Source organism: Pelorhabdus sp. sgz311002, assembly GCF_056134285.1.
In genome coordinates this window covers 434,611-447,204 of sequence record NZ_JBWBCL010000001.1, presented here as the reverse complement: position 1 = coordinate 447,204, position 12,594 = coordinate 434,611, and the positions used below count along the sequence as shown (strand labels likewise).

At 44.1% G+C, this 12,594-nt stretch carries 14 protein-coding genes and 1 riboswitch; all 14 genes read right to left on the bottom strand.

What is annotated here, in order from left to right:
- Nucleotide 1: 1 nt before the first annotated feature.
- Genes cobS through cbiD form a run of 14 tightly spaced genes read right to left on the bottom strand, consistent with a single transcriptional unit; the run spans nt 2 to nt 12,224 of the window.
- A complete protein-coding gene (cobS, locus tag AC0NJP_RS02300; RefSeq protein ID WP_474698641.1) occupies nt 2-736 on the bottom strand; it encodes an adenosylcobinamide-GDP ribazoletransferase in 735 nt (244 codons plus the stop codon).
- Nucleotides 737-746: 10 nt separating this feature from the next.
- The gene (gene cbiB, locus AC0NJP_RS02295; protein WP_474698640.1) at nt 747-1,745 is read right to left on the bottom strand and encodes an adenosylcobinamide-phosphate synthase CbiB; all 999 of its coding nucleotides are present in this window, start codon (nt 1,743-1,745) and stop codon (nt 747-749) included.
- Nucleotides 1,742-3,265 carry a cobyric acid synthase gene (locus AC0NJP_RS02290; RefSeq protein ID WP_474698639.1) on the bottom strand — a complete coding sequence of 508 codons (1,524 nt, stop codon included), beginning with the start codon at nt 3,263-3,265 and terminating at the stop codon, nt 1,742-1,744. Before AC0NJP_RS02290 ends, cbiB begins: the two co-directional genes overlap by 4 nt.
- A 17-nt stretch (nt 3,266-3,282) precedes the next feature.
- The gene (cobU, locus tag AC0NJP_RS02285; protein WP_474038736.1) at nt 3,283-3,846 is read right to left on the bottom strand and encodes a bifunctional adenosylcobinamide kinase/adenosylcobinamide-phosphate guanylyltransferase; all 564 of its coding nucleotides are present in this window, start codon (nt 3,844-3,846) and stop codon (nt 3,283-3,285) included.
- On the bottom strand, nt 3,839-5,236 hold the full coding sequence (locus AC0NJP_RS02280) for a cobyrinate a,c-diamide synthase (RefSeq protein WP_474698638.1): 1,398 nt from the start codon (nt 5,234-5,236) through the stop codon (nt 3,839-3,841). The genes cobU and AC0NJP_RS02280 overlap by 8 nt, the downstream gene beginning before the upstream one ends.
- A 40-nt stretch (nt 5,237-5,276) precedes the next feature.
- Complete coding sequence (locus AC0NJP_RS02275; protein ID WP_474038396.1) at nt 5,277-5,897, bottom strand: precorrin-8X methylmutase; 621 nt, start codon at nt 5,895-5,897, stop codon at nt 5,277-5,279.
- Between the two features lie 12 nt (nt 5,898-5,909).
- Nucleotides 5,910-6,701, bottom strand: coding sequence for a precorrin-6A reductase (gene cobK, locus AC0NJP_RS02270; RefSeq protein WP_474698637.1), 792 nt, complete (start codon nt 6,699-6,701; stop codon nt 5,910-5,912).
- Nucleotides 6,698-7,396, bottom strand: coding sequence for a precorrin-3B C(17)-methyltransferase (cobJ, locus tag AC0NJP_RS02265; protein WP_474698636.1), 699 nt, complete (start codon nt 7,394-7,396; stop codon nt 6,698-6,700). The genes cobK and cobJ overlap by 4 nt, the downstream gene beginning before the upstream one ends.
- An 11-nt stretch (nt 7,397-7,407) precedes the next feature.
- A complete protein-coding gene (locus AC0NJP_RS02260; RefSeq protein ID WP_474038393.1) occupies nt 7,408-8,481 on the bottom strand; it encodes a cobalt-precorrin 5A hydrolase in 1,074 nt (357 codons plus the stop codon).
- On the bottom strand, nt 8,478-9,233 hold the full coding sequence (cobM, locus tag AC0NJP_RS02255) for a precorrin-4 C(11)-methyltransferase (RefSeq protein ID WP_474698635.1): 756 nt from the start codon (nt 9,231-9,233) through the stop codon (nt 8,478-8,480). The genes AC0NJP_RS02260 and cobM overlap by 4 nt, the downstream gene beginning before the upstream one ends.
- Nucleotides 9,234-9,938 (bottom strand): precorrin-2 C(20)-methyltransferase, encoded by a 705-nt coding sequence (cobI, locus tag AC0NJP_RS02250; protein ID WP_474038391.1) that lies wholly within the window; start codon nt 9,936-9,938, stop codon nt 9,234-9,236.
- Nucleotides 9,932-10,528, bottom strand: coding sequence for a precorrin-6Y C5,15-methyltransferase (decarboxylating) subunit CbiT (gene cbiT / locus AC0NJP_RS02245; protein ID WP_474698634.1), 597 nt, complete (start codon nt 10,526-10,528; stop codon nt 9,932-9,934). Before cbiT ends, cobI begins: the two co-directional genes overlap by 7 nt.
- Nucleotides 10,525-11,151, bottom strand: a complete 627-nt coding sequence (gene cbiE, locus AC0NJP_RS02240; protein ID WP_474038389.1) for a precorrin-6y C5,15-methyltransferase (decarboxylating) subunit CbiE — start codon at nt 11,149-11,151, stop codon at nt 10,525-10,527. Before cbiE ends, cbiT begins: the two co-directional genes overlap by 4 nt.
- Nucleotides 11,136-12,224, bottom strand: coding sequence for a cobalt-precorrin-5B (C(1))-methyltransferase CbiD (cbiD, locus tag AC0NJP_RS02235; RefSeq protein WP_474698840.1), 1,089 nt, complete (start codon nt 12,222-12,224; stop codon nt 11,136-11,138). Before cbiD ends, cbiE begins: the two co-directional genes overlap by 16 nt.
- A 109-nt stretch (nt 12,225-12,333) precedes the next feature.
- A riboswitch (cobalamin riboswitch) is annotated at nt 12,334-12,506 on the bottom strand.
- Between the last annotated feature and the right edge of the window lie 88 nt (nt 12,507-12,594).

Below are 12,594 nucleotides of genomic sequence, written 5' to 3'. Positions count from 1 at the left end.
ACTATGATAAAAAAGCCGTTAAGGCAACAAGTTCCGTTAATTCAGTAACAGCGCCATATGTATCGCCAGTCAAGCCACCAAGTTTTTTTTCGACGTATCGACAAAAAAGATGAGAAAAAACAAGGCTAATACTCGCCGCTAAAGCGGCACGCCACTCCAGTACACTTAAGGGAATTAGGATCAAAGCGCCTAAACAAAAAGCTTGCAACGCCTCACGTTTTCCTGTATATTCCGCAAAAAGTTTGCCGATTCCTTCCGGCCTGGCATACCCGTATAAAGTAACCGATAAGGATAACGCCACACGGGAAATAACCGGCATAGTAATAAGCGCCGCAGGCAAAAATGCAGGAGAAATCTCTTCTATGAGAGCCCACTTGGCAAGAACGAGCAATACAAATACCGTTACACCACTAGCGCCGACACGACTATCCTTCATAATTTCCAACATTCGCTCCCGACTCCGCCCTGATAAAAGCCCGTCAGCCGTATCCATAAGACCATCACAATGCAACGCTCCGGTCAGAACAAAGCCAGCAATCACCAATAGCAATGCCGTCAGATGAATGGAAAGAAAAGCGCTTAGAATGTAGTGAATCAACAAAAGATGCATGCCGAGCACTAAACCAACACCAGGAAAAAAAGCAACACTTTTACCAAATCGTTCAGCCGACCATTGTGTTTCTTCCTTTAACCGAATCCGTGTTAAAAATTGTAGTGCCGCAATAAAAGCGCCCATAGAAGTCCCCCTAAAATGATAAGCTACTAGACAAAGTAAGCCAAGCTAAAAGTCCATAGCCAAGTACAAACAGAAAAGTTGCCACATACATAAGTCGAATTGTCTTAGCTATATGCCCTGGTCCTAATACTTCTTTTGCATCGCCCATAAACGCCCGGTGCGACGCAACCCCGCCATAATAATTAATTCCGCCAAGCCGAACATGAAGGGCGCCCGATACAATCGATTCAGGGATCCCGCTGTTAGGACTGGGATGCTTGCGCGCATCGCGAAGCCACATTTTTAAGCCTGCTTTACTATCAAAACCTGTCAGTAAAGCGGCAGCTAGTAATAAAAGTCCAGTTATTCTAGCAGGAAAAAAGTTAAAAATGTCATCAACCCTTGCAGCAACCATGCCAAAATCAAGATACTTTTCATTTTTATATCCCACCATGGAGTCAAGCGTATTAACCGCCCGATATAAAAATGCCAAAGGAACGCCGCCAATTATTGCATAAAAAAGCGGCGATATAATACCATCTACAATATTTTCTGCCACGGTTTCCACCGTAGCCCGCGTTACTTCCGGCGTCGATAACCGATCTGTGTCACGGCCTACAATCCAACCGACCTGCTTTCTAGCCTCTTTTAATTTGTTTTGCAACAATAAATTTTTAATCCCATTACCAGCTTCCGCCAGACTACGAGGACTAATAGCAAAAGATAGAAGCATCGCTTCGCCAGCTAAGGTCTCCCATGGTTCCAGCAATGATAAAAAAGAACAAATATAAAAAACGACCGTATAAGTCACAGCGAGAACTGAGCCGACTAGAACAGCGCCTGCTGCTCGTTTTGCCCCGGCTGACGCCTTTGGACGACGCAATATTTTTTCTAATAATCCAATGAAATTGCCAATTAGCACTACTGGATGGAGCCGACTGCGCGGATCTCCTAATAACGTATCAAATAAAACAGCGCCAAGAGGTAACAGGAAAAACCAGCTATACTGATTTAATACTGTATGGCTCATTCTTCAAGCCCCATCATTGCATAAAGTTTTTTCATATCCAGACTGTCGCGTACCGTATCAGCCAACCGATTATAAGCTGCCTCTTTTTGGGCCAGACGATTCACTGTAACTTCAAGCGGAGCAAGACCTTTGCGACAACGCAGTGCATTTAAAATTTTACGACGCAATTTATCATTATCAAAAATTCCATGCAAATACGTTCCCATGACGAGTCCATCCTGCCGCACAACACCGTCGTCAATAGAAATCGCTTCGCCAGAACGTGACTCTAGATGGAAAGCCGTTTGAACAGATTCCAAGAAATTTGTTCTTCCCATATGAATTTCATAGCCAGTAAGTTCCTCTCCCTCGGTTTCTACACCGAGGAGCAACGGTCCAGCGCTGCGCGCCGTAACTTGATGAGTCACTTTTGTTGGTGCAAAAACAGTAGAAATAGGTAACAAACCAAGACCAGAAAGCTCATCATGGTTTGATTCGGTATGATCGGGATCATAAAGCTTGCAGCCAAGCATCTGATAGCCACCGCAAATACCGATAACAGGAATATTTTTCGCCACAAGGGATTGAATTTCCTGTTCGTAGCCATGTTCTTTTAAATAAAGCAGGTCTTCTGTCGTGTTTTTGCTGCCTGGCAAAATGATTAAATCAGGCTGGCCGATTGTGTCGCCTTGACGAACATAGCGAACTGATGTATCAGGCTCCGCTCCTAAAGCGTCAAAATCCGTAAAATTAGATAACTTAGGTAGTTGCATCACTGCAATATCTAACTCTTTCGTTACCTCGCTCTGCTTATCTTCCAGACTAACCGAATCTTCATCATCAATTCCTAGATCCTCAAGATGCGGCACAACGCCTAAAACAGGTTTTCCTGTTTTTTGCTCCAAAAAGTCAAGAGCGGGCTGCAAAAGTTTAATATCGCCGCGAAATTTATTAATAATCAAGCCTTTCACTAGCTGCCGTTCATCAGCTTCTAACAATTCAAGCGTACCTACAATCGAAGCTAATGCGCCGCCGCGGTCAATATCGGCGATCAAAAGAACCGGAGCTGTCAAATGCTTAGCAATACGCATATTCACAATATCATTTTTCTTTAAGTTCACTTCAGCCGGGCTTCCAGCCCCTTCAATAACGATGACTTCATAGTCCTGATTCAACTTCTCCAGGCATTTTTCTACCGCCGCTAAGGCTTTTAAGCTATATCCTTGATGATATTGGGCCGCCGACATGGTTCCAACGGGTTTTCCCATAACAATAACTTGCGAGCAGGCCGATCCCGTAGGTTTTAACAATACTGGATTCATCTCGACAGCAGGCTCTAAACCAGCGGCTTCGGCTTGAGCCACTTGAGCCCGTCCCATTTCGTCGCCTGTTTTTGTTACATAAGAATTTAGAGCCATATTTTGTGCCTTAAAGGGCACTACTTTCTTGCCATCTTGCAAGAAAATACGGCATAGAGCCGTCGTCAAGATACTTTTTCCCACATGTGAGCTTGTTCCTTGTAGCATAATGGGCTTTGCCATCCTGTTTTCCCCCTTGCTTACACCGATTTCGCCAAACTTTTTATTTCTACCGGAAGTCCGCAGACAACAAAATACACTTCATCTGCCGTCTTCGCTACTTTTTGATTGACCCAACCTGCCCAATCGCGGTATTTGCGAGCTAAAGCATTTTCTGGCACAATCCCTGCTCCGACTTCATTCGTAACAAATAAAACAGTTTTGCCGCAGCCTCGCGCCGCCACTAGCAACTGATCGATTTCCTGAAGAATCAAATCTAGATGAGCGGCGTCATCCTGCGGATGATCTGGCGCAAGCAGCAGGTTCGTCAAATACAAGGTAAGACAATCAAACAAAATTACGTCATTGGACGTTGCTGCCGCTCGAATCGTTTCAGCGGCATGATAAGGCGCTTCAAAAGTCTGCCATTGCTTATCGCGTCTCGCTTGATGCATCAGAACCCGTTGCCGCATTTCTTCATCATAAATTTGCGCCGTAGCAATATAGGCTAATGATTCTTCTCTCCCTAATTTTTGAGCAAGTTCTTCGGCAAATTCACTTTTACCGCTGCGAGCTCCACCAGTAATCAAAATAATTTTATTCATCATTGCCTCGATTCTGCCTTTTTGCGACAAAGGCGCGACAACTAGCAATAAAGGATTCGGCGGCTGCTTGCGATCCAGCAAAATGAAGATGGAGGTAAGATCCTAAGAGATTGTCTGTGGCAAAACCGCCGGGATATTCTTTGCCTGTGCGCATTTTCTTTAAGGTAAAAGCCCAGGCGGACACCGCTGAATCTTCTGGTTCAAAGCGGGAAAAGTGAAATTCATGACCGCGGAGTTTACTTCCTTTAGGCCCAAGAATCGTATCAGTGAGTGCCGTAGCTTCCACATAACCGACAGTCTGAAGCTTTCCTTCCATAATTGATGTAGCGGGAATCAAACCAGCCATAGGAAATTCTTCTCCAGTAAAATTGACGATTTTCTTGGTTAAATACATAAACCCGCCACACTCGGCAAGAATCGGCATTTTTTCTTGATGAGCTCTTTGTAGTTCGGCGATAAGACTTTGATTCGCAGCTAGTTCAGCTAAAAACATCTCAGGAAAACCGCCGCCTAACAATAAACCGTCTACCTCAGGCAGCGTAGCATCCTGCAAGGGGCTAAAATAGACAAGATCAGCTCCTAAGCGTTCCAGCATTTTTAAACTTGCCGGATAATAAAAAGAAAATGCTTTGTCTTTCGCCACACCGATGCGCACTTTAGACGCCGATTTTTGCGGCTTCTTTTCTTCATACAGTAATGGCAGAGCCGAGTTTGCTACCTCAAGAATCTCCTGAAGTTTAACTTGTTTGGCAATTGCCGCCGCAATCTGTGCTACGATCCGCTCGCTATCAGTTTCCTCTACAGGCGTAAGTCCTAAATGCCGTTCTGGCGTAGCCATCGTTTGATCACGCCGAATGGCGCCAAATAAAGCCACGCCAATATTTTCTAATGCTTTTGTAATAATTTCGGTATGCGAATCAGAGCCTAGGCGATTGGCAATGACACCGGCAATCTGTGTGTCACTATCGTAACGCTGGAACCCAAGCACGAGCGCAGCTGCACTCTCTCCCATGGATTTTCCATCAACGACTAGTATTACCGGAGCATGCAGCAATTTCGCAATTTCGGCAGTACTACTGATACCATTTTTTCCGCCATCGTAAAGCCCCATAACCCCTTCAATAATTGCTAAATCACAATCTACCGCTGTTTCTAAAAAAATAGGCGCAATTGCTTCAGGCGGCACAAGCCAAGTATCAAGATTATGAGCTGGTCTGCCGCTGGCAAGCTGATGATAGCCTGGATCAATATAGTCAGGACCTACTTTATAAGACTGCACTTTGAGACCCATTTGGCGAAAGGCTGCCAATAAGCCAGTTACAATGGTGGTCTTGCCAACACCGCTTTGTGTTCCCGCAATAACAAGTCGCGGTATAGAGTAAGTAGTCATAGCCATCCTCCTTTGTAATCACTATAGTGAAAGAAGGTTTTTACAGCATATATAAAAGGGCATTAACAGCTGAAGCCGCAATCGGGCTACCGCCTTTGCAGCCTTTCACCGTTAAAAATGGAACCGGTGAAATTTCAGCAAGAAGCTCTTTTGATTCGGCTGCTCCGACAAAACCAACAGGAACGCCAATAATCAGAGCTGGTCTTAGCGATTCTTCCTTCATTAAGCGAATGACTTCAAACAAAGCCGTTGGTGCATTGCCTATGGCTACAACAGCGCCATTCATTCTCTGCCCAAAAGATCGCATCGCCGCCATAGAACGAGTAATCTGTTGATCTTTCGCTTGATGAGCAACCTGCTCATCAGCAATCAGGCAGTGAACTTGTCCGCCTAATTCGCCTAGTTTACGCTTATTGATACCTGTACGGACCATTTCGACATCACAAAAAATATCAGAACCGTTTTTCAGCGCTTTAATCCCCGCGGCAATCGCCTCAGGATGAAGCGCTACATGATTCGCATAATCGGGATCGCCTGAAGCATGGATCATGCGTGAATAAATTTTAATCTCTTGTTCGTTTAAGTTAAAGTCCTTCAAATAAGGAGCAATGATTCTCATACTCTTTTGCTCAATTTCCTGGGGTTGTTTAATAAATTCCATAAGGAATCCTCCTCAACATCTTCTGTCCATTGCAACACTTTGGTCTGCCGCCCACATAATCACTTCTTCCGGCTTGGAAAAAAGCGGATAATCGGTCGATAGTAATGGCGGCCGCGTAATTACAACAAGAAAAAGCGATAACTCCATGGCTGCTAATAGTTTCGTATCACTACCGCCTATTGTACCGCTATTTTTCATCACAACAACCTCGGCGCCACATTCAGCAAACATAGCTTTATTAAGTTTTTGACTAAAAGGTCCTTGCATAGCAATAATATTCTGCGGCGTAAAACCAAGTTCAAAACACTCAGTTAACACTTCCGGATCAGGTAACACGCGAGCAATAAGACGCTTCTCTTTTAGTAGCGGTTCTTTAGCAAAAGTGCCAAGCGTCCGGCTTCCTGTTGTTAAAAAAATAACCTGTCCTAATTTAGCCGCTTCTCTAGCCGCTTCATCTGCTGAAGCGACTTCAACTAGTTTGCCATAATCCGGTAAAGCAACAGCAGGACGTTCATAGCGACAATAAGGAATTCCCATTTCACGGCAAACTTCGCGAGCTGTTTCGCTCGCTTTTACGGCATAAGGATGAGTCGCGTCAATAAGCAAGGAAATATGCTGTTCAAGAACAACATCCTTCATGGCAGTCTTATCAAGCTTACCGACAAGCACTTTTAAATGCTCGCAAGCTGCCAGTTGCCCCCCGTATTCGCTCACAGTAGATACAAGAATTTCTTCTTTTTGCTGCAACGCAAGCTTCGCAGCAATTTCACGCCCATCCTGCGTGCCAGCTAAAACTAAAATCACAGCTGATAACCACGAGGCGTAATCATGCGGCCTGCTTCCACATAAGTTTGACTATTGCCAATAATGACAAGAGAAAACATATCAATCTCTTCTTGCGTAAAATGTTCTAAGTCAGAGATGGTCATCTGCTGTTCACTACGTCCAGCTTGACGAACGATACCGACAGGCGTCTCTTTTTTCCGATGCTTTAAGAGGATTTCTCTAACTGTTTCAATTTGTTTTACCCGTTTCTTGCTGCGCGGATTATAAAGGGCAATTACAAAATCACCTTCAGCAGCCATCTCCGCCCGCTTCATAATGAGCGGCCAAGGCGTCAATAAATCGCTTAAACTAATCACGGCAAAATCATGCATGAGCGGTGCGCCGAGAATCGCAGCAGAGGCCGATACAGCGCTAATCCCTGCAATAATCTCCACTTCAGGGCGATAAGGCTCAGGCACTTTCATCGCTAGCTCTAAAACTAAGCCTGCCATTCCATAAATTCCAGAGTCGCCACTTGATACGACGGCTATTTTTTTCCCAGCTGCAGCTCGATCAACTGCGGCCTGGCAACGATCTACTTCCTGCATCATCCCCGTGCCGAAAGTTTCCTTCTCGGTAATTAATTCGGCAATGAGTTTAAGATACGTATCATATCCTACAACCACATCGGCTTCGACAATCGCTTCTTTCGCCCGTGGCGTTAAATCAAGCAAACTTCCTGGTCCTATTCCGACAACAAAGAGTTTACCTCGCTGATAGCAATAGTGACCTTCTGATATTTTGTTTTGGGTAAGAGTAGCTTGTGACTCTTCCCCCCAAGTATTGCTGCTGCTTCGCATACATTTCCCACTCCTATTTGTTCTTTTACAAAATCTGATTCTGTTAACTTATATTGATTGACACAAGCCTGCAATGTTTTACTATTATAGTATTTCACTGGCAAAGCTAGTTGCTGCGAGGCTGATAAGAGGCCGATTTCATCCTTTTTGATATCAACGGTAGCCAAAGCAGCAATACTTTTCATACTGCGGCCAATCTTTTTACAAGATTGGGTCAGCGCTTCGTAAATCATAGCGCTTGACGTCCCGCGACGACAGCCGATTCCGACAAAAAGAGTTGCCGGTCTGAGATATACATGAGGCTTTGTCATATACAGATCTTTATCAGTAATCACTACAGCACTGTCATAACTATCGGTATCGCCAAGACGATCCATCGTTTCAAGATTTACGCCCATTTCTTCAGCAAGACGATGATACGTAGCCGCCTCTGGCAATTGCCCATCTAAACAAAATAACACACGGTCTTCATTCACAATGGATGCATTCAAAACTTTTAATTGATCAAAAGGCTCTATGGCCAAATTCAGTTTGACAGCCAAAGTATCAGCTGCTACTTTTTGCGCTGTATCTGATGCGGTCGTAATAACAGGAACGGCATCAATCGCTTTAGCCACTGTTAGCGTAAGTTCATTGGCCCCGCCTAAATGACCGCTGAGTAAACTAATGGCGTGTTTTCCCATATCATCAAGCACTACCACAGCGGGGTCAAACCGCTTATCGGTAATGTGAGGCGCAATTACCCTTACTACTATACCTGTAGCCATAATGAAAATCAGACCATCGTAAACAGCAAAGATTTCATCGATAACTGTACTGACTTTTTCGTATGTATGGTGTAAGCGATTCGTTGTTCTCCCTTGTTTTGCATAAACAGTGACATCCAGTTTAAGCGACTGCGCTAACTGATCAGCAAGGTTCGCCCCCTTGCTGGTAACCGCTATAATTGCCAGTCTCATCGGCTATCCCTGTACATATGAGCAAAGTTGGGCGAATAGAGACAAGACAAATCATAGTCACTGTTAAGTACCTTTCCCACAACAATCATCGCTGTTCGATCAATTTTTTCTTTAGCCGCAATTTCGGCAATAGTTGTAAGCGTTCCACGGATAATTTTTTGTTCCGGCCAAGAGGCTTTTTGCACAATCGCTACCGGCGTTTTGGCATCATAACCGCCGTCGATAAGCTCTTGCGCTACATGATCCAGCATGTGAACACTAAGAAAGATACACATTGTTGCTTCATGGGAAGCTAGTAAAGCAAGCTTTTCTTTGGGCGGTACTGGGGTTCTGCCTTCTAAACGCGTAATAATAACAGTTTGCGACACATTCGGCAGAGTATACTCTTGCCGCAAAGCAGCCGCAGTAGCTAAGAAAGAGCTTACACCAGGAATTACGGAAAATTCAATATTTTTCTCTTTCAAACGATCCATTTGTTCTTGTATCGCGCCATAAATAGCTGGATCGCCAGTGTGCAGGCGTACAACCATTTTCTCTTGCGCCACGGCCGCTTCCATCACAGCAATCACTTCGTCAAGTGTCATTGTAGCACTATTATAAATTTCAGCTTCCTTTTTAGTCATATCCAGCAATGCCGGATTGACAAGCGAACCGGCGTAAATTACAACATCGGCCTGGCTTAACAGTTTTTGTCCCTTTACAGTAATAAGCTCCGGATCTCCCGGGCCAGCTCCAACAATATATACTAACACTTATAATCCTCCCTGTTTCACAAGTATGAGTGAAAGATAATCAATTTTTTTACCTACTAAAGATTGCAAATCTCGTGTGACAAGCTGCTCTGGATAACCAAGTTTGCTAATATATACTGCCTTATCAAGCAAATTCAATTTATCAAGCATGGCAACAATCGCATCATAGCGGCCAGCCACTTTCATTAGAACTACATTGGACGCTAATTGAAAAATATTTTCTAATTCTGTCGGATCATCGAGCGCTGGAATAATCAGAAGCCTTTCATTGCTCTCAGCTAAAGGAATATTCACATGAGCAGCGCTAGCGGCAAATGAAGTAATCCCAGGAACGCTTTCAATCGTAACAGTTGGCTCCAATTCCATAATCTTCTTCATCAAATAGGTATAAGTGCTAAACAACATGGCATCCCCAATGGTAATAAAGGCTACATCTTTGCCTTGACGCAACAAAGCACAAATTTGTTGTGCGCCTTGTTGCCAATGAGTCTCTAGCACCTCAGGATCACGCGTCATCGGCAAAGAAATTTCTGCCACAGTTTTGCCTGCAATATAGTTTTTAGCAATCGTCAGCGCCGCATTTATTGTGCCGCCAGAAGCAGGCACACAAACAACATCAACTTGTTTTATTAATTCAACCGCTCTGACTGTTAGTAAATCGGCGGGACCAGGTCCCACACCGATACCATAAAATGAACCTAACATTTGACGCCACCTTTCAATTTTTTCCAGCAAGTAAGCACAAAAATTGGATTGAGGGCATCAAACATATGGTAAGAACCCACTTTTTTCAGCCGATTTACCTGCATTTGAAAACATTCCGCTTCATAATTTCTTTGTGATAACAAGGAAAGAGCATTGGTGACGGTTTCCAGCGTAATTGCTGTAAGAATAAGCCGTCCCGTTTCTTTCAATAATAAGTCACAATTTTCTAGAATCGCCGGTAAACTGCCGCCACTCCCACCGATAAGAATCGTATCGGCTTGCGGCAAATTATCGAGCGCCTTTGGCGCTGCACCGCAAATTGCCGTCAAATTTTCCACTTTAAATTTTTTACTGTTGGCTTCAATCAGCGCTATACCTTCGGGCTCTCGCTCTATCGCATAAACATGACCTTGCGGCGCCATAAGTGCTGCTTCAACGCTTAATGACCCGGTTCCAGCACCAATATCGATCACCATAGCGTCTGTAGCAATTTTTGCCTTACACAGCACGAGAGCTCGCACTTCCGCTTTAGTCATTGGAATATTGCCTCGTATAAATTCACCATCAGAAATTCCTGGGGAATGTATCATCCTGTCACCACCATTACGGAATGAGAAAATCCAGCTACTTTTACAACTTCTTGTAAAGTGGAACTTACTATTTTCTCTTCTTGATAAGAAAGAGCTTCACACAAATAGACTTTTGCTTCCAACGGCCAGCCGCCAGCAATAAGTTCTGCGGCAATCCAACTGGGACAATGAACTGGGTCTGTTAAAAAAGCGATTTTCTTGCATTGATTAAACATAAAAACATCACGTTTCGCTTCTCGCCCATGCAAGCTCACTAGCGTTGCATCCTGCCATACCGAAGCGATACGAGAAAAAGCCATTTGAAAAGAACTAATACCTGGGATCACTTCTAGCTTCGCCTGAGGCAAAAACCGTTGTACTGCAGGCAAAAGACTATAACAGCCGGGATCTCCCGACACTAAAATAACAACATCATCTTGTTGTAAATATTGTTCAATTAAAGTCATCAATGCAGGAATTTCTTTATCAATCGGTAAAGTGATTTGCCCTGGTTCACTAAGTGCAGCAAGGGCCCGACGGCTTCCTGCTAATATTTTTGCAGCTTTTATCTTTTTTTGGGCAATTGGCAATATATAATCAGGTGAGCCTGGCCCGATCCCAACTATAACTATTTTATGATCCATCCCATTTTTCCCCCGATACATTTCGCACCAGCATCTGCTGCTAAAAATTCACCTTTTAAAGTAATAAGAACAGTTCCTACTTTTAGTTCATTAAAGACATACCGCTCTGCCCGCAAACTCGCTCTTGCAGCAATGACTTCATAGACCTTTTCTAATTGATAATTTTCTAAAACCGTCATCGCTGCTTCTGCCGTTGTACAATCCAAAATTTCGGTAACAGCCGCTTGTGGCGCACCTAATGCAGCGGAATAAGCGGCAATCGTTTCCAGCCGTCCATCGGCCATCCGGTTATGTGTATGAAAAATGCCAGCAGCAACTTTAGCTAATTTGCCTAAATGTCCTACTAACAGTACTTCTTTAAGACCATTTTGCGCCGCATTTTCCAGCATATGTCCAATAAAGTTGCTTGTTTGAACAATGAATTCAAGGGGAATATGCAATTTTTCTACTGCTGCATCCTGGCCAATTCGACCAGGAACAAACACAACAGCTTCATGTCCCAAAGCTTTTACAACACTAATCTGAGGCGTCAAGGAATTTTTAAAGGCTTCTTCACTCATCGGCTTTACAATGCCGCTTGTACCAATTATCGAAATGCCACCTTCAATGCCCAGCATAGGATTTAACGTTTTTTTTGCAAGAACTTCACCTTGTGGAACTGAAATGGTGACAATAGCACCTGTTTGAGGCGGCAGAAGCTCCGCTAGAACTAACTCAATCATTTTGCGCGGACCTGGGTTCACGGCAGGTTCCCCTACTGACACAGACAAGCCCGGTTTAGTAACAGTGCCAACTCCCTTACCAGCTCGTATCATAATGCCTGGCTGGTTAGTGAGTTCTACCGTGACTTCAATTTCCGTTCCGTGAGTAATATCAGGATCATCGCCACCATCTTTGATTACATAAGCCCTGCCACCGTTCTCTAGCTTCTCAGCTTTAGCAATCGGTACAGTAATTGGATATTTCTGCGGTGATAAAACCTCTACTTTAGTAACAAATTGATTCCTTGCGGCTAAAACTGCAGCCTTCGTCGCAGCAGCAGCGCAAGAACCTGTCGTATACCCTTCTTTCATTTTTTGACTTGCTAACAAAAGGAAACCCCCCCTTTGATTTTGGCAAAGGGGGGTAAAAGAGACAGAGCTGTTCGCAATTACCCACCTCCCCATCTCTCGTAGGTCATAACGGCGTGTGTCAGAACAGGCAGGTCTCCTGACTCTGGCTCATTGCGCTACTTAGCCTTCCCGAATTTCTCCAGTGGCATTGATAAGAGCGCTCACCATTACAGTGGCGGGACCGCGCCGGCTTTTCACCGGTCTTCCCAATTAAGCAAAAGCACCTATTCCCTTGATTATCAATTTATATTTTGTATATTCCATTATTTTAGCAAAATTCCTGCTTTAAAACGTGTAAAAAGAATATTCAGTTTTTAAAGTATGACAAAAG